The organism is Bacillus sp. JZ34, from assembly GCF_053903205.1.
On record NZ_CP096403.1, the window covers coordinates 679,090 to 699,060 of the forward strand.

At 48.4% G+C, this 19,971-nt stretch carries 18 protein-coding genes; 16 read left to right on the forward strand and 2 right to left on the reverse strand.

Annotated features, from left to right (window positions below; translation table 11 throughout):
* Positions 1-9: 9 nt before the first annotated feature.
* The 5 genes from M1D90_RS03315 (at position 10) to M1D90_RS03335 (ending at position 5,794) form a co-directional block, all read left to right on the forward strand.
* Complete coding sequence (locus tag M1D90_RS03315) at positions 10-1,176, forward strand: iron-containing alcohol dehydrogenase (RefSeq protein ID WP_025810727.1); 1,167 nt, start codon at positions 10-12, stop codon at positions 1,174-1,176.
* 13 nt (positions 1,177-1,189) lie between these two features.
* Positions 1,190-2,461: a four-carbon acid sugar kinase family protein gene (locus M1D90_RS03320; RefSeq protein WP_328038151.1), complete on the forward strand. Its 1,272-nt coding sequence runs from the start codon at positions 1,190-1,192 to the stop codon at positions 2,459-2,461.
* A 3-nt stretch (positions 2,462-2,464) separates the two neighbouring features.
* Positions 2,465-3,463: a 4-hydroxythreonine-4-phosphate dehydrogenase PdxA gene (pdxA, locus tag M1D90_RS03325; RefSeq protein WP_050820771.1), complete on the forward strand. Its 999-nt coding sequence runs from the start codon at positions 2,465-2,467 to the stop codon at positions 3,461-3,463.
* Between the two features lie 27 nt (positions 3,464-3,490).
* A complete protein-coding gene (locus M1D90_RS03330) occupies positions 3,491-4,441 on the forward strand; it encodes a phosphoglycerate dehydrogenase (protein ID WP_216919464.1) in 951 nt (316 codons plus the stop codon).
* Between the two features lie 69 nt (positions 4,442-4,510).
* Complete coding sequence (locus tag M1D90_RS03335) at positions 4,511-5,794, forward strand: MFS transporter (RefSeq protein ID WP_456283132.1); 1,284 nt, start codon at positions 4,511-4,513, stop codon at positions 5,792-5,794.
* Positions 5,795-5,830: 36 nt separating this feature from the next.
* Here the strand turns inward: M1D90_RS03335 and M1D90_RS03340 are convergent, their stop codons facing one another.
* Both M1D90_RS03340 and slrR read right to left on the reverse strand, forming a co-directional pair.
* Positions 5,831-6,355 carry an NAD(P)H-dependent oxidoreductase gene (locus M1D90_RS03340; protein WP_023856337.1) on the reverse strand — a complete coding sequence of 175 codons (525 nt, stop codon included), beginning with the start codon at positions 6,353-6,355 and terminating at the stop codon, positions 5,831-5,833.
* 412 nt (positions 6,356-6,767) lie between these two features.
* Positions 6,768-7,226 (reverse strand): HTH-type transcriptional regulator SlrR, encoded by a 459-nt coding sequence (gene slrR / locus M1D90_RS03345; RefSeq protein ID WP_023856335.1) that lies wholly within the window; start codon positions 7,224-7,226, stop codon positions 6,768-6,770.
* 236 nt (positions 7,227-7,462) lie between these two features.
* Between slrR and M1D90_RS03350 the strand changes: the two genes are divergently transcribed.
* The 11 genes from M1D90_RS03350 to M1D90_RS03400 all read left to right on the forward strand — a co-directional run bounded on the left by M1D90_RS03350 (position 7,463) and on the right by M1D90_RS03400 (position 19,969).
* Positions 7,463-8,215 carry a YveK family protein gene (locus M1D90_RS03350; protein WP_025810730.1) on the forward strand — a complete coding sequence of 251 codons (753 nt, stop codon included), beginning with the start codon at positions 7,463-7,465 and terminating at the stop codon, positions 8,213-8,215.
* Positions 8,205-8,897: a CpsD/CapB family tyrosine-protein kinase gene (locus M1D90_RS03355; RefSeq protein WP_020453031.1), complete on the forward strand. Its 693-nt coding sequence runs from the start codon at positions 8,205-8,207 to the stop codon at positions 8,895-8,897. Before M1D90_RS03350 ends, M1D90_RS03355 begins: the two co-directional genes overlap by 11 nt.
* Before the next feature lie 259 nt (positions 8,898-9,156).
* The gene (locus M1D90_RS03360; RefSeq protein WP_456283133.1) at positions 9,157-10,974 is read left to right on the forward strand and encodes a polysaccharide biosynthesis protein; all 1,818 of its coding nucleotides are present in this window, start codon (positions 9,157-9,159) and stop codon (positions 10,972-10,974) included.
* A gap of 10 nt (positions 10,975-10,984) precedes the next feature.
* Complete coding sequence (locus M1D90_RS03365) at positions 10,985-12,133, forward strand: glycosyltransferase family 4 protein (protein WP_025810732.1); 1,149 nt, start codon at positions 10,985-10,987, stop codon at positions 12,131-12,133.
* The gene (locus tag M1D90_RS03370) at positions 12,130-12,972 is read left to right on the forward strand and encodes a glycosyltransferase family 2 protein (RefSeq protein WP_456283134.1); all 843 of its coding nucleotides are present in this window, start codon (positions 12,130-12,132) and stop codon (positions 12,970-12,972) included. Before M1D90_RS03365 ends, M1D90_RS03370 begins: the two co-directional genes overlap by 4 nt.
* Entirely contained in the window at positions 12,965-14,125 is a 1,161-nt protein-coding gene (locus M1D90_RS03375; RefSeq protein ID WP_101561443.1) for a glycosyltransferase family 1 protein, read from the forward strand. Before M1D90_RS03370 ends, M1D90_RS03375 begins: the two co-directional genes overlap by 8 nt.
* A 4-nt stretch (positions 14,126-14,129) precedes the next feature.
* Positions 14,130-15,233, forward strand: a complete 1,104-nt coding sequence (locus tag M1D90_RS03380) for an EpsG family protein (RefSeq protein ID WP_020453026.1) — start codon at positions 14,130-14,132, stop codon at positions 15,231-15,233.
* Positions 15,234-15,277: 44 nt separating this feature from the next.
* Positions 15,278-16,309, forward strand: a complete 1,032-nt coding sequence (locus M1D90_RS03385; RefSeq protein ID WP_020453025.1) for a glycosyltransferase family 2 protein — start codon at positions 15,278-15,280, stop codon at positions 16,307-16,309.
* An 11-nt stretch (positions 16,310-16,320) separates the two neighbouring features.
* Entirely contained in the window at positions 16,321-17,400 is a 1,080-nt protein-coding gene (locus M1D90_RS03390) for a polysaccharide pyruvyl transferase family protein (protein WP_020453024.1), read from the forward strand.
* The gene (locus M1D90_RS03395; RefSeq protein ID WP_020453023.1) at positions 17,397-18,416 is read left to right on the forward strand and encodes a glycosyltransferase; all 1,020 of its coding nucleotides are present in this window, start codon (positions 17,397-17,399) and stop codon (positions 18,414-18,416) included. Before M1D90_RS03390 ends, M1D90_RS03395 begins: the two co-directional genes overlap by 4 nt.
* A complete protein-coding gene (locus tag M1D90_RS03400) occupies positions 18,413-19,969 on the forward strand; it encodes an MATE family efflux transporter (protein WP_031305047.1) in 1,557 nt (518 codons plus the stop codon). The genes M1D90_RS03395 and M1D90_RS03400 overlap by 4 nt, the downstream gene beginning before the upstream one ends.
* Positions 19,970-19,971: the final 2 nt, after the last annotated feature.

Sequence of the window (19,971 nt, forward strand, 5' to 3'; positions counted from 1 at the left end):
GTTTCAAGAATGCCAGCGAATTATCAATTTCGGACAGCCGATCATATCGTTGCGGGCGAACATTCCATCCGCAGGCTCAAAGATCATGTACGAACGATTGTACCGAATTCGGACAGGGCGCTGATTATTACCCAGCCGTCGATTGTCAAACTTGGCGCGATCGGAGAAGTACAGGCTCAGCTTACAGAGATTGGCATTCAGTCAGATGTTTGCACAGCCATATTGCCGGAACCGACCGCACAAAATATTGAAGACGTATTTAGAGGAATCCGTGATAAACGATACGACATTCTCATCGGAATCGGCGGAGGCAGCGTGCTGGACGGAACGAAAATATTGTCCGTGCTGCAAACGAATTCAAAAAAGGTCGAGGAGCTGCTCGGGACAGATTTGGTCGAAAAGCCGGGAATCCCGACCGTGCTGATTCCGAGTACCTCGGGGACAGGCGCAGAGGTGACGCCGAACGCGATCGTTACGCTTCCCGAAGAGGAATTGAAAGTCGGCATCGTCAGTCCGCTTCTTTTGCCGAAACTTGTCATTCTTGACCCGATCATCACCCTTGGATTGCCAAAATCAATTACGGCGGCTACCGGAATGGATGCATTCACCCATTCGCTTGAATCGTTCATTTCGACGAAAGCAAACCCGATCAGCGATATGTTCGCTTTAGAATCCATCAGATTGATTTCGGCAAGTATTGTGGAAGCGTATGAAAACGGTTCATCGATACAAGCGAGAGAAAACATGCTGCTCGGTTCGACGTATGGCGGAATGGCGCTGACGGCTGCCGGTACTGCTGCCGTTCATGCCCTCGCCTATCCGCTTGGGGGGAAATACCGAATTCCCCACGGTGTCGCCAATTCGATGCTCCTTCCGCATGTGATGGAGTTTAATATGGATGCTATTACAAAACGGCTGTCTCTTGCGGCAGAAACGATGGGAATCGCTGCATCTGATTTGACCGCCGAACAAGCGGCTGAGGCCGTTGTGCAGAAAATAAGAGAGTGGACGAAGCGGCTGAATATTCCTCAGGATTTAAAAGCGTTCGGCGTAACCGCAAGCGACGTGGACGATTTAGCCGACTCAGCTTCAAAAGTGACGCGCCTGCTTCATAACAATCCGAAACCGCTCAGTCTGGAAAATATAAAAGACATCTATCGAAAACTAATCAACTAAAGGATGAAGACATTTGAAAATTGCAATCATCGCGGATGATTTGACGGGAGCGAACGACTGCGGCGGTCAGCTTGTTCATTACGGGATGGATGTTTCCGTCAAACTCGACGCCGAATTCACCAGACGGGAAACGGAAGGCGTCGTTATTTTCAATACGGACAGCAGATCGCTGTCAGCCGCAGAGGCGAAGGCGACTGTGAAAAACATCAGTGAACACATCTCCCGGCAATCGTTTGATATCGTCTACAAAAAAATCGACAGCACAATGAGGGGAAATATCGGAGCCGAGCTTCAAGCGATGCACGAAGTGTTTCAGCCGGATTTTGTACTGATCGCTCCCGGCTACCCTCAAAACGGACGTCAGGTTATCGGCGGCGTCCATTATGTGAACGGCGTAAAGCTTGAAGAAACCGAAGCGGCAAACGATCCGAAAACGCCTGTAGCCGAGTCGAATATTCAAAGATTAATAGAAAAGCAGACTCGAAATAAGAGCGGGCATTTATCATATGAAGACATCCGCCGCGGACACGGGCATGTTCGCAACAAGCTGGAACGCTTTCGGGCGGAAGGGATTTCATATGTGACGGCCGATTCGGTTCACGAATCCGATCTGCAGGATCTGGCGCTTATTTTGGAGAGTTTGCCGTATTCTATCATTTTAGCCGGTTCGGCAGGCTTGATGAGCTGCCTGCCCAAAGCGTTCAATCTGAAAGAAAGGGAGCTCGGTCAAACCGTTCCGTTTTCCGACCAGCCGATCATGTTTGTCGTCGGAAGCATGAGTCGGAAGGGGAGGGAACAGCTTCACGAACTATTCGCCGGACGTGCGGCTGAAAAAATTGAAATGAGATCAGAGCGCGTGCTGTGCGGCGGAGCTGAGAAAAGAAACGAGTTCGAACGGCTGAAGGAGAGGGCGGCGGACGTCCGCCGCCGTTCGAAACACATCGTCCTCTGCACCTCGGACAATGCGGCAGAGACACAGAAGATTGGTGAAAGCCGCGGACTCACCCCGGTTCAAACGAGCAATGCGGTGTCCGGTGCACTTGGCGAATTGGCGGGCGAGCTGATTCAAGCCTTTCATGTGAGACGGCTGTTTTTAACCGGAGGTGACACGGCATACCAAGTGCTGCATCAGCTTCGGATTCATGAGATACGATTGCTGGACGAAGTAGAGCCCGGCATTCCGGTGGGAGCAGCCGGTGAAGAATTGTACATTGTGACAAAGGCCGGAAATTTTGGCTCGCGTTCGGTGATGGCAAGTGCGGCAATCAAGCTACAAGGAGGATAAACAATGAAGAAACCGGTTATCGGCATTACAATGGGCGACGCGGCAGGCGTCGGTCCGGAAATTATCGTAAAAGCCCTCAAGTCCCGCGAAGTGTATGACATGTGCAGGCCGCTCGTCATCGGCGATATGAAAATGCTGAAAAAAGCCGCCTTCCAAATCGGATCAGAGGTTGTCATTAACAAGGTCGGGCATCCGGACGAGGGCGGTTTTGTACATGGAAAGATCGATTGCCTCGATATCGATCTGCTGCCTGAAAACCTGCCTGTCGGAAAGGTATCGGCTGAAGCTGGAAACGCCGCTTTCCATTTCGTGAAAAAAGCGGTTGAGCTCGCTAAAAAAGGCTGTATTCAAGCGATTTGCACAGCGCCTTTAAATAAGGAGGCGCTGCATAAAGGCGGACACCGATACCCGGGGCATACGGAAATTCTCGCTCATTTAACGAATACGACAGACTACAGCATGATGCTGGCTTCGCCAAAGCTGAAGGTGATTCACCTGACAACGCATCAAGGGCTGATCGAGGCGATTCAGTCGATTACGCCGGAGCGGACCTATAAAGTCATCCGTCTCGCACATGATACATTGACAAGAGCCGGATTCGAACAGCCGAAAATTGCTGTTTGCGGAATCAACCCCCATGCAGGGGAAAACGGCCTGTTTGGAAGCGGCGAGGAAGAACGGCAATTGCTTCCGGGGATTGAGCAGGCGGCAGCTGAGGGAATTGATGCCGGCGGCCCATACCCCGCAGACACGCTGTTTTACAAAGCTGTCAGAGGAGATGTTGACCTGGTCGTAGCCTGCTACCACGACCAGGGGCATATACCGGTCAAAGTCCTCGGGTTGGAAGAGGGCGTCAACATTACGGTCGGATTAAACGACGGGATCATACGCACCTCTGTCGACCACGGAACCGCATTTGACATTGCGGGGCAGAACAAAGCCGATGAAAGAAGCATGCTCGCTGCTTTGCGGTCAGCCGCTGAGCTGGCGCCCAAATCGTAGAAAAATGAAAGAAGGTTGGTGCATCTTATGAAAGTCGTATGTACATCACCGTCATTTGCGAAATACTCAGACAATCCCGTCTTGTTTTTGAAGAAAAAAGGCATATCGCTGGAACGCCTTCCTGCAGATATAACCGAGGAGCAGTTCATAGAAGCAGCAGGCGGAGCGGATGCCGCGATCGTGGCGTTTAACCAGATTACGCCGTATGTCCTGGATCGTCTCCCTTCTTTAAAAATTGTCTGCAAACATGGCGTCGGTGTCGACAATATTGATCTGCACGCTGCGAAAGAGCGCAATGTCTGGGTGACGAATGCTCCCAACGCCAACAAGCATGCAGTCGCCGATTTTGTATTCGGCCTCATGCTATCGGCTGCAAGACAGATTCCTGCAGCCGACAGGGAGACAAAGCTGGGAAAATGGCCGAGGATTTTTGGATCAGACGTTTACGGCAAAACACTCGGCATCGTCGGACTTGGCATGATCGGAAAAGAAGTCGCCAAACGGGCGCAAGGCTTCAATATGACTGTTTTAGCCTATGATGTGTTTCCCGATCGTGCATTCGCAGCCGATCATCACATCCAATTTACGGAGCTTGATCACCTCTTGAAAGAAAGCGACTTTATCACCCTTCATATGCCGCTCACAGCCGAAACGGAAAACATGATCGGTGAAAAAGAATTAGCCGCTATGAAAGAAACATCTTATCTGATCAATGCTTCAAGGGGAGGCATCGTGTCTGAGTGTGCGTTATATGATGCCTTGGCGAACGGGAGCATCGCAGGGGCTGCGCTTGACGTGTATCAAACCGAACCGCTGAAGCAGCACCCTCTCTTTGAGCTGGACCGTTTTATCGCCATGCCGCATATCGCGGGGTACACCCGAGATGCCGTACAGAACCTTGGGATGATATGCGTCAAAAACATCGCTAGTGTACTGATCGACAAACAAAAACCGGAGTTTGTCGTCAACGGGTTGTGAATGTGTTTTCATTCATGCCCTGCATCATGATTTGAAAGCGTTTTCTATAAATAGGATGAGGTGGATAACATGTTGAATCACCCGATTCAAAAAAAGTCAAATGTACGCTGGGTTGTCGCGTTTATGATGTGGGCTGCGATTGCCATCAATTATATTGACCGGACAGTGCTCTCGGCTGCCGCTCCTTATATTACCGAGGAATTCAACTTGACAGCCGGCCAAATGGGAATCATCATGTCCGGTTTCTTCTGGTCGTACGCTTTGCTGCAGCTGCCTTCAGGCTGGGCGGCCGACAAGTATGGCCAGAAAAAAACGCTCGGTTTTGCGGTCGTCTGGTGGTCTGTTGCTACGGCGCTGACGGGTCTTGCGACAGGCTTCAAATCCCTGCTCGGGCTGCGGGTCGCACTGGGAGTCGGAGAGGCTGCTGCATATCCGAGCAATGCGGGGATCGCCGCCAAATGGTTTCCGAAAAAAGAAAGGGCGACAGTAGCCGGAATTTTTGACAGCGGGTCAAAGTTTGGCGGAGCTGTTGCCATGCCTTTGATCGCCTGGATGATAGCAGTTTTTGACTGGAAACTGACGTTTCTTTTGATCGGACTTGTCGGTATCGTGTGGGGAATTGTCTGGATGATTTTCTTTAAGGAGAATCCCGCAGATCATAAGCGCGTTAATGAGGCGGAACTGGCTCATATTCGGGAAGGGCAGGCTCACATGGAAGAAACGGGCGGCGGCCAGCCGCTGAAGTGGTATCAGCTATTCAAATATCGAAACATATGGGCGATGTGCATCGGATTTTTCATGATCAATTATAATTCTTACTTCTTTATCACATGGCTGCCGACATACCTTGTCAAAGAAAGGGGCATGGATTTAATCGAGATGGGGATTATGGCGTCTCTGCCACTTTTGACTGCAATGGTCGTTGAAGTCGGAGCCGGGTGGATGTCCGACCGGATATATGCAAAGGGAAAACTGTCGCTGACAGCCGTCCGGAAACTGTTTTTAATTATCGGGCTTGCCATGGCTTCGTGCATCGGTTTTGCCGCTTTTGCAGATTCTGCTATCCTGGCTGTCATCCTTCTTTGTGTAGCGAAATCGGGAACGACTGTCGCCGCGTCCCAAGTCTGGGCGCTTCCGGGGGATGTGGCTCCGAAAAATATGACGTCGATGGTTGCCGGTATTCAAAATACAGTCTCTAATATGGGCGGAGTGGTCGGGCCCATCATTACCGGCTTCATCGTTGGCGCAACGGGTTCTTTCGTGCCGGCGCTCCTTTTTTCAGCTGCCTTGATCGTCATTGCCATTTTAAATTATTTATTCCTATTGGGAAAAGTGAAACAGATTCAAGTATAAGGAACAAGCCCGGCTCATAAGCCGGGCTTTTCTCATTTAAAATGACTTCAGCACATGCTCCCTGTATTGTGTCGCACCTTCAGCAAGCTCGCTTTTTCCGGCCGTGCCCGCTTGATAGAAGACGTACGGCGGAAGGTATGTAGTACCGATGAAGTTGCTTGTCGCCTGAAAAGGGCGTAACAGTTCGCTGATCGTATAGTGATTTGACCCGCCGGCCTGATAGGCTTCTTCGGGAGCGCCCGCCGATACAGCGACCATGAATTCTTTGCCGTGAAGCGCTGTGCCGTTTGTTCCGTATGCCCAGCCGTAGAGAAAAACGTGGTCCAGCCATTTTTTTAAAAGTGGCGGCGAGCTGTACCAATAAAGCGGAAACTGGAAGACGATCCGATCGTGTTCTTCACAAAGTTTTTGTTCTTTTTCCACATCAATGGCCTCGTCAGGATATTCCTGATAAAGGTCGCGGAATGTAATGCCGGGTGCATCTTTCAATGTGTCTGCAAATGCTCTGTTCACAACTGACTGCTCCATATTCGGATGAAATGCGAGTACCAATACTTTCATGATTCCATCTCCTTCTTCCATTTTATTCATCTTAACGAACAGCCAGCTTGGATTCAACAAAAACGCTTCATCCCTATTCAAGGAATCGGGCCGTGACAAAGGTCTTGATATAAGCCGCAAGACACAGAATTTGCATGCCTTGGAGGAAGATGCGAAAGGTCAAAATCCGAGTTTCTTCATTTATATATAAACATAAGTAAAAAGTCTCTTAAAGACTGCCATGAAAAAATAAGGCAAACAGGTGAAAACGGAGCTATAGACATGGATCTTCATGATCGGGCGATATCTATTAATGCGATTATTCCGAATTTTAGGCAAGTTGAAATGGAAATGTGGATTTATATCCGGATGAATGGTTCAAGTCAAAAGCTCCCGTTATCTTCTAAAAAATTAAATATGAATGCAGGATGAATTAATGGTTTTTTGTTCTCATCAAAAACGCTTCTACTTCTTTGACGGTTAATCCCATTTCTTTGGCCTCCAACATAAGGGCTCTCCATTCGTCGATATTGGCTTGGGTCAGCTCCCTGTTTCGATAAAGCGTCCGTTCTTTCTTTTTCTGTTTGAGACGGTGTGTGAATTGAAACAGTTCTTCCTGGTTCATCCCCGCCTGTACGGCCTGTACAAGGTGGGTTCTCCACTCGTCTTCATGCTCGGTCCGGCGATAAAGGATCACTTCGGTATCAAACAATTCCTTTAATTCCACTTTCAGCGCACGGGAGATTTTTTTTAGGAATTCGACTGACGGATTTCTGTGAACGCCGCGTTCGATTTTGCTTAAATATGATTTTGATACGCCTGCTATATCAGCAAGCTGGTTAATGGAGTAGCCTTTTCTTTTTCTGTACATTCGGATGACTCTTCCGATCATACTGATTCCTCCTCTTCCCCTTGCCATTCATATAAAAACGCTTTCCTGTTCATTATAAGAAATAATTTGTTCTTTATAAAATTCAAAAATTTAAGATATCGACAGAAAATAAAAGAAAACGAACGGATTTGTTCTCTAAAAAGAACTATATAGCTAAATTCAGCATTTTTCAATTCAAATTTTTTCTTTTATAATCCAATCATTAACAAACGGCATTCCTGAGGAGGCAGTCAAGCATGAAAGAAAATATTGATTTTAGAGAACTGATTGCAATCTTGCGAAAAAGAACGGTTCTTATTCTCGTTTTGACAATAGGTGTAACATTGACGACCGGAATCATTCAGTTCTATGTGCTGACACCTGTCTATCAGGCATCGACGCAGATTTTGGTGCATCAAGTAGGAGAGAAAAAAGGGAGCGCCACGTACAGCGATATTCAAATCAACCTGCAATACACGCGGACATTCCAAGCGCTTCTGAAGAACCCGGTGATTTTGGAGCAAGTCAAGAGAGAGCTTGATTTACCTTACTCTGCCGGCCGGTTGGGTGAAAAAATCGCAACGAGCAGTGAAAGCGAATCAGAGATTATTAACATTACAGTTCAAGACGAAAATCAGAAACGGGCAGCCGATATAGCGAACACGCTAACAGCGGTGCTCAAAAAAGAGATTAAGCAAATCATGAACACCGATCGGATAACCGTCCTTTCAAAAGCCGACATCGTCGATTCGCCGACTCCTGTCAGACCGAATTACAAAATGAATATTTTGCTGGCATTCGGCGCCGCAATAATGACCGGAATCGCTTTGGCGTTCTTTTTGGATTTTATCGATGATACGGTTGCAAGGCCGTCTCAAGTCGAAAAGGAAGCGGGATTTATTTATTTGGGAAGTATTGAGCAAATGAAGCATACAAAAAGTCTGTTTCGCGGAGACCCCGATATGAATATCCGTGTGAAAGCAGGAAGGAGTGAGCCGCTTGGCTATTAGAAAAAAACGCTCTCGCAAATATCAATCGGCGCTTGTCGCATTGCATCAGCCTAATGCGCCGATCGTCGAACAATACCGGACGATCAGGACGAACATTGAGTTCTCATCCTTTGAGAAGCCGTTTAAATCATTGCTCATCACATCGGGCCTCCCGGGAGAGGGCAAATCATTCTCGGCTTCAAACTTGGCGGTCGTATTTTCGCAACAGGAAAAAAAGGTCCTTCTGATCGACGCGGATTTAAGAAAGCCGACGATTCACAAAATTTTTGAGCTCGATAATCATTCTGGCGTCACAAATGTATTGATGAAAAAAACGACGCTGGAAAATGTCGTGCAGCAAAGCCCGGCGGAAAATCTCCATGTGCTGACAAGCGGTCCGATTCCTCCGAATCCGTCCGAGTTGTTGTCGTCGCAGGCGATGGAGGATCTGCTTGCTGAAGCGTACAACCAGTACGATTTAGTCATCCTTGATTCACCGCCGCTATTGCCGGTCGCAGACGCGCAAATATTGGCGAACCAAGTGGATGGAAGCATCCTTGTCATCCTCAGCGGAAAAACAAAGCTTGATAACGCGATCAAGTCGCGGGACGCGCTGAATTCTTCAAAAAGCGAACTGCTCGGCGCCGTGTTGAACGGGCGGAAAGTGAAGAAGGCGCGTCAGTATAATTACGCAACCATGTAATCTTTTGAAGCGGCTGCGCCGCTTTAGGTGATGTCTCCTTGCCTTTACCGATGGAGGCACTCGGCTCTACCGTGGGCAGACTACCCGTCTGCCTTAGACGCAAGTCGTCGATGGCGGAGCGTGAGGACGGGTTAAATGCCCATTTTTATTTAATTGACGTGCTCGGTTTAAATTTGAAAATCGCCCGTATCTTTTTAGCTCATGGGATTTTGCCCTAAAAGATCCTATCAGCTAGAAAGATACATTAGGAGGTAGGAAATTGACATATCGGAGAAGGCTTTCCATTATTACCGCACTCGATTCGTACTTGGTTTTGCTGTCCATCTTTATCGGATATCAGCTGATTTCGCCATCATATGATTTATACCCTTCGGAAATGCTGCTGATGACTTCACTGATACTGCTTGGGGCTCAGCATTTATTCGCCCATTGCTTCCACCTTTACAAAAAAGTGTGGGAGTACGCAAGCATCGGTGAATTATATGTGCTGCTTAAATCGATTACCTTGTCCCATCTTGTGACGGCGGTCCTCGAACTGTTTTTCTTTCAAAACGTTCCGGTTCGCCTTTTATGTTTAAGCTGGCTGTTCCAGCTGATCTTGATCGGCGGGTCGCGGATGATGTGGCGCATCATCAGGGAACAGGTGAACAAAGAAAGCAAAGGATCCTTAAAAGCGCTGATTATCGGAGCCGGCTCTGCCGGCAGTTTGATCGCAAAACAGCTTGTGCAAAAGCCGGAATTGAACATTAAGCCTGTCGCATTTATCGATGATGACAAAACGAAATACCGGCTTGAAATCATGGGTTTGCCCGTTTTAGGCGGAAAAGAGCAGATCATGCAGGCGGTTCGGCAGTGGAATATTGACCGGATCATCATCGCCATTCCATCTTTAAGCGTCACTCAGATGCAGGACATGTACAAGGCGTGTGCGCAAACGGGGATCAAAACGCAAATCATGCCGAAAATAGACGAAATTTTGCTAGGCAGACATCCTGTCGGCCAGCTTCGCGATGTCAAAGCGGAAGATTTGCTCGGAAGGGAGCCTGTCCAGCTTGATACAAGCGAAATCTCCAATACGGTCAAGGACCGCGTCGTTCTTGTGACGGGAGCCGGAGGTTCAATCGGCTCGGAAATCTGCCGTCAAATCAGCAAATTTAAACCGAAATCGATTGTTTTAGTCGGGCACGGAGAAAACAGCATTCATTCGATTCTGCTGGAACTGCAGGAGAAGTTCGGAAAGCATGTCGCCTATTATCCGGAAATCGCCGACATACAGGACAGAGAGAAAATGTTTTTGCTGATGGAACACTACAAACCGAATGTCATTTATCATGCAGCTGCACACAAGCATGTGCCGCTGATGGAAAAATGCCCGAAAGAAGCTGTCAAAAACAATATCCTCGGTACGAAGAACGTCGCTGAAGCCGCCGACGAAACCGGAGTGGAAACTTTTGTCCTGATCTCGTCAGACAAAGCGGTCAACCCTGCCAATATCATGGGGGCGACGAAGCGGTTCGCAGAAATGCTGATCATGAATCTCGGCAAAACGAGCAAAACCAAATTTGTCGCCGTCCGCTTCGGAAATGTTCTCGGCAGCAGGGGAAGCGTCATTCCGATTTTCAAAAAACAAATCGCTAGAGGCGGTCCGGTCACTGTCACACACCAGGACATGACGAGGTACTTCATGACGATTCCGGAAGCTTCAAGGCTGGTTATTCAAGCGGGGGCGCTTGCCAAAGGAAGACAGATTTTCGTGCTCGATATGGGCGAACCGGTCAAAATCGTCGATCTCGCCAAAAATCTCATCCAGCTTTCCGGCTATACGACAGACCAGATCAAAATTGAATTTACAGGCATCCGCCCGGGAGAAAAAATGTACGAAGAGCTGCTGAATCAAAATGAAGTGCTGGCAGAGCAGGTTTTTCCGAAGATTCATATCGGCAAGGCGGTCGACGTCGAGCTAACGGTGCTGAAGACATTCATGGAGGAATTTATGTATTTGTCAGACCGCGAGCTGAGAGAACGCTTGTTCCAAGCGATCGGCCAGCATGAGAAAAAGCTGGTGACAGCGCACTAGGGGGAAGAACATGACAAGAACGGTTTTGTTTTGCGCTACTGTGGATTACCATTTCAAGGCCTTCCACCTCCCATATTTAAAATGGTTTAAAGAGCAGGGGTGGAACGTTCATATCGCCGCAAAAGGAGATATGGCACTGCCTTATACAGACAAAAAATTTGATATCGACATCAGGCGTTCTCCTCTGAATGCAAGCAATATCGCAGCCTATCGGGAGCTGGCGCGCATCATTGACGAAAACCGGTACAGCATCATTCATTGCCATACGCCGATGGGAGGCGTGCTGGCAAGGCTTGCGGCCCGGAAACAGAGAAAAGAGGGAACGAAAGTGATCTATACCGCTCACGGTTTTCACTTTTGCCAAGGTGCACCTTTAAAGAATTGGCTGCTATACTATCCGATTGAAAAAGGGCTGTCCGCTTTGACTGATTGCCTAATCACGATCAATGAAGAAGATTTCGTCCTTGCAAAAGGCTTGCGCAAGGCGCTGCGAACAGAAAAAATTCATGGCATCGGCGTCGATACCGAGCGCTTTCATCCTGTCAGCGAAACAGAGAAAATGCTGCTCAGGAAAACATACGGTTTCAAAGAAGACGACTTTATTCTCATATATCCCGCGGAACTGAACGCGAATAAAAACCAGGCGCTGCTCATCGAAACGGCGGCTGCTTTAAAAGATAGAGCCCCAAACTTAAAGCTCGTGTTTGCAGGAAAAGGGCAGATGGAAGAAAAATACCGAAGTCTCGCTGAACAAAAAGGCGTTTCTTCGACCGTCACGTTTGCAGGTTTTCAAAAAAACATCCACGAATGGATTCAGCTTGCCGATGTGTCTGTCGCTTCAAGCATCAGGGAAGGGCTCGGCATGAACCTCCTGGAAGGAATGGCGGCAGGAAAGCCCGCCGTTGCAGCGGACAACCGCGGACACCGGGAAGTTATTCAAGAGGGCGTGAACGGATTTTTGATTCCGCAGGGAGACGCCGGAACGTTCAGCGACCGAATTTTGCAGCTGTACCGTCTGCCTTCTTTGCGAAAAAAGATGGGGGACGCGGGGAGACGAACGGCCGCCGCTTTTTCCCAGCAGCGCACCGTCAAAGAAATGGCGGGCATTTACTCTTCCTTTATGGATCATGAAACAGTTGAAAGGAGGCTGAAAGGATGACAGGGGGTCAAAAGCCGAAAGTTTCTGTCATTATGGGAGTCTACAATTGTGAGGGCACGATCGCAGAGAGCATCGAGTCGATTTTAAATCAAACCTATAAAAATTGGGAACTGATTATATGCGACGATGCATCAACAGATGGGACATATGCTGTTGCCAGGCGGTATGCCGATCATTACGCAGATAAGATCAAGCTGATTAAAAACGAGAAGAATCAGCGGCTGGCTGCTTCGCTAAACCACTGTCTCCGGTACGCCGGCGGGAAATATATCGCGCGCCAGGACGGAGATGACATCTCTTTGCCAAGGCGTTTTGAAAAACAGGTCGCATTTCTTGAATCACAATCTCATTATCATGTCGTCGGCAGCGGAATGATGGCCTTCGACGAAAACGGGATCAGAGGCGTCAGAATGCTTCCTCCCTCTCCCGGGCCGAGAATCATGGCGAAAGGAACGCCGTTTTGCCATGCGACGATCATGATGAGAGCGGAAGTGTACGAGGCGCTGGACGGCTATCGGGTCGGCCGGAGAACAAGAAGGATGGAAGATATCGATTTGTGGCTCCGTTTTTTTGAAGCGGGCTACACGGGCTATAACCTTCAGGAAGCTTTATACAAAGTAAGGGAAGACGAATCGGCGTTTAAAAGGAGAAAGTTCAGCTACTCGATTGACAATGCGTTTATCGTCTTTGCCGCCTGCAGACGGCTGAAGCTGCCGCTCTCAGACTACATTTATATGATGAAACCCATCATCAGGGGGCTCATGCCTCCTTTTATCATGAACAAATACCATAAAAGAAGATTGATGAATGAAGGCGGAGGGGTCGTAAAACATGAATGACGGAAGCGTGAGACCAGAACGGGTGCTTCACATCGTAAGCGGAATGAACCGCGGTGGAGCGGAGACGATGATTATGAATATATACCGCCATACAGACAGGCGGCATATTCAATTTGATTTTATTTCCCACCGGGAAGAAACGTGCGATTATGATCCGGAGATCATCACGCGCGGCGGCCGGGTGTTTTATGTACCAAGCATCGGGCGGTCGGGGCCTCTCGCCTACATCAAAAACATCAGAAGGATTTTGGTTGAGAAAGGGCCGTATGCCGCCGTGCACGCCCATACGGATTTTCAGACGGGGTTTGCCGCATTGGCGGCCAAGCTCGCCGGCGTTCCGGTGAGGGTCTGTCATTCCCACAACACGGCCTGGAAGCCTAACCCCCGGTTTTGGGATACATGGCAGCTCCTCGCATTCCGCCGTTTGATTTTCTCCAGTGCTACGGCTCTGTGCGCTTGCGGCAAAGATGCCGGGCGTTTTTTATTCGGCGGAAAAAAGATGGGCGAAAACGCGGTCCATCTTTTGCAAAACGGGATTGAACTTGACCGCTTCAAAGAAGCGAACGGCGTTTCAAAGACGGATGCAAAAAAGAGCTTCGGCATCAAGGAAGACGCATTGGTTATCGGACATGTCGGCCGTTTTTTTGAACAGAAAAACCACGCGTTTCTGCTCGGGCTTGCCGCTCATTTCAAGAAATCGGGCACGCCTTTTCAAGCGGTGTTCGCAGGTGATGGTCCGCTGCGCAGACAGATGGAAGAAAAAGCCGCCGCTCTCGGTGTAAAAGACGACATTCTGTTTCTCGGCGTCGTCGAAGATATCCCGGCTCTCATGCAGACGTTTGATGTATTTGCCATGCCGTCTTTGTTTGAAGGGCTCCCTCTCGTACTCGTCGAAGCGCAGGCATCAGGGCTTCCTTGTATTGTATCAGACCATATTACAGAGGAAACCGATTTGGGACTCGGCCTGCTGACCCGTCTCAGCTTAAATGCCGGCTTTGAACGGTGGGCTGAGGATATCAGCCGTGCCGCTCAGGCGAAAAAGCCTGCATGGCCGGAGATTGAGAGAAGCCTGGCAGAGAGAGGCTATGATGCAAAAGCAAATTTGGCGAGACTGATGGACATCTATTCAATCTCCGCGGCAGAAGGACAGTGAGTGTATGTCTGTTTACATGTTGAATATGGGGATTGTTTTCATCTGGTCATGGTTTGCGAAAATGTACGGCAGGGAAGATCACAGGCTGCCGACGGGCTACCGTCCGAATGCGATCCTCACCGTCGTTCCGCTCGCGTCTTTGATTATCGTTGCCGGCTTAAGATACAAGGTCGGAACGGATTACCACACCTATATGCTGCTTTACGAATTAGCCGGAAAATACAACAACATTTGGGAGATCTTCGGTTTCGGAACAGATAAGTCGTCGACAGATCCCGGATTTACCGCACTCTTATGGATATTAAACCAGATTTCAGCCGATCCGGCGCTCATGTTTGCCGTCGTTGCCGCGATTACCTATATCTATATCGTCAAGACGCTATATGTGTATGGAAGGCCGTTTGAGTTGAGCATGTTTCTCTTTATCGGCATGTTTCACTATTACGCTTCGTTTAACGGTATTCGCCAATACATGGCGGCGGCCATTCTGTTTTGGGCGGTCCGGTATCTGATCGATGGGAAGCTGGTGCGCTATATGATCGTCGTGCTGATCTGTTCGCTTTTTCATTCTTCGGCTTTGATCATGATTCCTGTCTATTTCATCGTCAGAAGAAAAGCGTGGTCGCCTGTCCTCTGGTGCCTCATGCTCTTATTTTTGGCGGGAACTTTTCTGTATCAAAAATTTTTGTCCGTATTCCTTGTCGTGCTTGAAAACAGTCAATACGGACATTACGAAGAATGGCTGATGAAAAATACGAACGGCATGAACGCCATTAAAATCATCGTTCTTCTTCTCCCGCTCGTACTTGCATTCTGCTTCAGGGAGCAGCTCAGAAAACGCTGGCCCGAAGTCGATTATATCGTCAACCTTTGTCTGATCGGTTTCCTGTTCGGAATTTTGGCGACAAAGGATGTCATTTTTGCGAGGTTCAACATTTATTTCGGGCTCTATCAGCTGATTCTCGTTCCTTATTTTGTACGGATTTTCGAACCGAAATCGAACGCGCTTCTGTATGTTTTGATTTTGATCTGTTACTTCTTATACAGCTTTATGCTCATGCCGTTCGACTCGTCGGTATTGCCTTACAGAACGATTTTTGAACGTTGAATAGCGGAATATCTTGTGAAAATTTCGACAAAGGAGTCATCACATTGGAAAATCCAGCAGTTAGTCTACTGGTCGCTGTTTATAATACAGAAGCTTTTTTGCCGAATTGTTTGCAATCGCTGATCAGCCAGACCTTAAAAAATATCGAAATCATTATCGTTAATGACGGTTCAACAGACGGAAGCCAGAAGATCATTGATCATTACGCCCGAAAGGACGGACGCATCAAAACGATTCGGCAGGAGAATCAGGGCCTCGGCGCTGTCCGCAATAAAGGGATCGAAGCGGCGTCAGGCGAGTTCTTGGCATTCATCGACTCCGACGACTGGATTGAGCCGGACTATTGCCAATCTATGTATGAAAAAGCAAAGGATGAGGATGCCGACCTTGTCATCTGTGATTATGCCGTCGAAATTCAGGATACCGGAAAAACGGTCTGCCCGGACATCGGGAAAAACTATGAAGGAAAGCCGAAAGAGGCATTCATAAAAGCTTTATTAAAGGGTCAAGTAAGCGGCTTTTCCTGGAACAAGCTCTACAGGCGGAGCCTGATTGAGCAGCATAAGCTCGTTTTCCCGCTGCGCGACGAGCTGGAAAACATCGAAGATCAATACTTCAGCTTCAGATGCCTTCTATATGCGAATACGGCGGCGTTCGTGACTAAGCCGCTTTATCATTACAGGGTCCACCTGTCGTCCATCGTCCAAAAGTATCAGGCGGGGCTGTTTGAAGACGGGCTCGCTCTTTATGAAGCGAACCTTGACTGCCTGACAAAGCACGGAGAGCTTCCGGCTTTAAAGGAGGCGCTGCACGTCTTTATCGTCAACCACGGCTGCATCAGTATTTTAAATGAATGCAAGAGCCGAAACCAAAATCCTTCAATAGAAAAATATAAAAATATCCGCAGCATATGCGCCTGTCCGGAATTCAGGGGGAAAATTCCCGCGGTGGACATGTCGGCATTCGATTCGAAGAAGAAGCTTCTCCTTATGCTGATTCGCTTGCGGTTTATGCCGGCAGTGTATGGATTTGCGGCCATTTACCAGAAAATGATCGAGCACAGAATGAAGAAATAGGCGGTGAGGAAATGACCTTTCAGGAACTGAAGATCAATCTTGCAGAATGGCTTTTGCTCAAGGTGAAATATCCTTCTGAATATGTGATGGGAACGCCGGGTTTGAAGCGTTTTGATCAATACAAAGGCAAGAAAAAAATCATTCTGACTTTAATTCCGTCCCATGATAATTTGGGAGATCACGCGATTGCCCTGGCAAGCCGGACATTCATAGAAAACGAGTTTCCCGATTTTGAATTAATTGAAATCGGCATCAACGATATTTACAAACATGCAAAAGCCCTCATGCGCATCCGCCACCCCGAGGATATGGTGTTCATCATCGGCGGAGGAAACATGGGGGATTTGTACCGCAATGAGGAATGGACGAGGCGCTTTATTATCAAAACATTCAAGCATTATAAAATTGTCCAGCTCCCAGCCACCGCGCACTTTTCCGAGACGCCCCGCGGCAAAAAGGAGCTGAAAAGAGCGAAAAAAGTCTACAACTCCCATCGCCGGCTGTTTATGATGGCGCGCGATGATACAACCTATCAATTTATGAAACAGCATTTTTCAAAGCAAACGATTGTGAAGCAGCCTGATATGGTGCTTTATTTAAAGAAAGAACAGCAGTCTGAAAGAGACGGTGTGCTGGTTTGTTTAAGAGAGGATAAAGAAAGCTTTCTCAGACCGGAAGAGCGTGAAAAACTGATGAAGGCTGTCGGCGACGAATACGGCGGCGTGCAAACTTTTACAACGACGATCGGCAGGAGGGTCAGCCGCATGTCCCGCGAGAAGGAGCTGAATCGGCTTTGGGATCAGCTGAGAGGTGCGGAGGTCGTTGTGACAGACAGGCTGCACGGCATGATTTTTTGTGCGATTACAGGGACGCCGTGCGTTGTGATCCGCTCTTTTGATCATAAGGTGCTTGAAGGCTTTCGCTGGCTGAAAAGCGTTCCTTCGATGAAGCTTGTGGAAAATCCCGATGCGGCAGAGGTTCTCGGCGCAATTGAAGAGCTGATTAAGACCGGTGATTCGTATCGTGAGACTCCGTCAAGGGAGCATTATTTCACAGATTTAAGACAGAAAATTATGGGTGATGTCCAATGAAGCCATTCGTCAGTATCATTGTTCCGATGTACAATGTCGAAGATTATATAGAAGAATGCGTCGATTCGCTGCGCAGGCAGACGCTGAAAAATATTGAAATCATCCTTGTCGATGACGGCTCTCCCGACAGATCCGGGGAGATAGCGAGAAAGTACTGCAGCCTGGATGCCAGAGTGAAAGTGATTCATAAAAAAAACGGCGGGCTGAGCTCGGCGAGAAATGCCGGTCTTCAAGCCGCGACAGGAGATTATGTGGGATTTGTCGACGGTGATGATTTTGTATTGTCTGCCATGTTTGAAAACATGTACGCCGCTGCCAAAAAAGACGACCTTGATATCGTCATGTGCGGGTATCATAAACATTCCGATGCGGAAGACACCTATTTCCCGCCGCCGCTGCCGACCGATCGTCTCTTGTTGAGCTGGGATATTAAACGCGAGCTCAAAAAGGCGCACGAAACCCGCTTCATCTGGTATGTGTGGCGGAATTTGTACAGGCGCGATCTGCTGAAGAAAAACCAGTTGTACTTTTTTGAAGACATTCGTTTTGCAGAGGATTCGCCGTTCAATTTGTACGCCTTTTATGCAGCGAAACGGGTAAGAGCGATCGATGACGGCTACTACATGTACAGGTGCAATCCGGATAGCCTGACGGAGGTGCCGTTTAAACCGTACATGGACGAAAGCCTGAAAAGGCAGTACCGGGCGAAAAGGAGATTCTATGAGACGTTTCAGCTTTTGGATGAATGTGCGGACGATCTGGAAACGTACACATGCAAACATCAAATTCCGATGCTTTTAGCCAATGCCTGTGCGGAACCGAAGCCTTCAAAGCAGGTGAGGCGGCACATTAAAGACATTTTGTCTTACCGGATGGTGCAGTCGTGCGTCAAATCAACGTCTCTCCGCAACCGCAATCTTTTAATCGGCCAACGGCTCGTTTTATTGCTATGCAAGCTGAATATTCCGATCCTGCTCGAATTGTTTTTTAAACGAAATCTGCCCAGTAAGGGATGAGCCTTTTGAATAAGACATTTATTTTGAATCTCGGCGCCAATGTGGCGTCTTTTTTATTATCGGTGCTGTTTTCGATGTGGCTGACGCCTTATGTTATCAAGAACCTCGGTGTTGAGGCGTTTGGGTTTGTCCATCTCACGCAGAATATGATCAATTACTTTTCGATTATTACGGTTGCCTTGAGCGCGGTCGTTGTCCGGTTTTTTTCTGTTTCCGCCCACAGGGGGGCGCTTGATGAAGCGAGGGGCTATATGAATACCTACATCGTTTCATCACTGGTGCTTTCGGTCATCTTGTTTTTTCCGCTTGGCGGCACGGTGTTTTTTATCGATCAGATCATTCGCGTTCCCGCCGGTCTTTTGGGGGATGTGCAGATCGCGCTTTTGATCGGGAGCCTGCTGTTTTTATTGACCTTTGTGATGTCGGGATTTGCCGCCGGTCCGTTTTTTGCCAATAAAATCTATATTACAAGCACGATCCAGGCCGTCCAAATGCTGATTCGCGTCTTGAGCGTATTGTTGATTTTCGCGTGGTTTGCACCGAAGATCTGGCACATTCAGCTCGCCGCTCTTATCGCAACCGCTTCGGCGTGCATCCTGTCGATCTTTTTCTTTAAGAAATTGATCCCATGGTTTACGTTTCGTGTGAGGGATATGTCGTTTGCAAAGTGCAAAAAACTGCTTCAGGCGGGAGGATGGAGCTCCGTCAGCCAAGTCGGCGTCCTGCTGTTTCTGCAAATCGATTTAATGGTGGCGAATGTGATGCTGGGGGTTTCCGAATCCGGCATGTACGCCGCGATCATTCAGTTTCCGCTGTTATTACGGACGCTTTCGGGAACGCTTGCGGCCGTATTTTCACCTACGATTACACTCTATTATTCAAAAGGCGACAAAGAAGGGCTCGTCCGCTATGCCAACCAGGCCGTCAGAATTAACGGCATTCTGCTCGCTTTGCCGGCTGCGCTTCTGGGCGGGCTTGCCGGCCCGTTTCTGTCGCTGTGGCTTGGCCCTTCATTCGAACATTTGAAATGGCTTTTACTGATACATGCGGGTTATTTGGTTGTTTCATTAAGCCCGGCGCCGCTTTTTTATATTTTTACCGCCTATAACAAGCTGAGAACACCGGCGCTGACCACGGTTGCCTTCGGCGTTGTCAATTTGCTGCTTGCCATCGTGCTGAGCGGACCGGCGGGACTCGGCCTTTACGGAATTGCGCTGGCCGGTGCGGCAGCTTTAATGCTGAAAAATGTCGTCTTCACTCCGATTTATGCGTCAAAGATTACGGGTGAAAGAAAAAGGGTTTTTTATAAAGGTATATACAGGCCGGTTGCAGGTGCTTCATTTACCTTGGCTGTCTGTTACGCTCTTCAATACTTATTTGCAATCGACAGCCTGCTGTCCCTGTTTGTCACGGCGCTTGCTGCGACGGGGACATACGGCCTGTTTGCCTATTTCGTCATGTTGACGAAAGCGGAACGGCATATTGTCACAACAAGGCTCCAAGCATTTCGATGCTCTTTATCCTTCCCGTTTCAAAAGGGATTTTTTAAATAAAA

Bases quoted from the DNA above. Each gene is read 5' to 3' on its own strand.
- M1D90_RS03315 (WP_025810727.1), top strand. From the start codon at position 10: ATGCCAGCGAATTATCAATTTCGGACAGCCGATCATATCGTTGCGGGC.
- pdxA (WP_050820771.1), top strand. From the start codon at position 2,465: ATGAAGAAACCGGTTATCGGCATTACAATGGGCGACGCGGCAGGCGTC.
- M1D90_RS03330 (WP_216919464.1), top strand. From the start codon at position 3,491: ATGAAAGTCGTATGTACATCACCGTCATTTGCGAAATACTCAGACAAT.
- M1D90_RS03335 (WP_456283132.1), top strand. From the start codon at position 4,511: ATGTTGAATCACCCGATTCAAAAAAAGTCAAATGTACGCTGGGTTGTC.
- M1D90_RS03340 (WP_023856337.1), bottom strand. From the start codon at position 6,355: ATGAAAGTATTGGTACTCGCATTTCATCCGAATATGGAGCAGTCAGTT.
- slrR (WP_023856335.1), bottom strand. From the start codon at position 7,226: ATGATCGGAAGAGTCATCCGAATGTACAGAAAAAGAAAAGGCTACTCC.
- M1D90_RS03350 (WP_025810730.1), top strand. From the start codon at position 7,463: ATGAAAGAAAATATTGATTTTAGAGAACTGATTGCAATCTTGCGAAAA.
- M1D90_RS03365 (WP_025810732.1), top strand. From the start codon at position 10,985: ATGACAAGAACGGTTTTGTTTTGCGCTACTGTGGATTACCATTTCAAG.
- M1D90_RS03370 (WP_456283134.1), top strand. From the start codon at position 12,130: ATGACAGGGGGTCAAAAGCCGAAAGTTTCTGTCATTATGGGAGTCTAC.
- M1D90_RS03375 (WP_101561443.1), top strand. From the start codon at position 12,965: ATGAATGACGGAAGCGTGAGACCAGAACGGGTGCTTCACATCGTAAGC.
- M1D90_RS03380 (WP_020453026.1), top strand. From the start codon at position 14,130: ATGTCTGTTTACATGTTGAATATGGGGATTGTTTTCATCTGGTCATGG.
- M1D90_RS03390 (WP_020453024.1), top strand. From the start codon at position 16,321: ATGACCTTTCAGGAACTGAAGATCAATCTTGCAGAATGGCTTTTGCTC.
- M1D90_RS03395 (WP_020453023.1), top strand. From the start codon at position 17,397: ATGAAGCCATTCGTCAGTATCATTGTTCCGATGTACAATGTCGAAGAT.
- M1D90_RS03400 (WP_031305047.1), top strand. From the start codon at position 18,413: ATGAGCCTTTTGAATAAGACATTTATTTTGAATCTCGGCGCCAATGTG.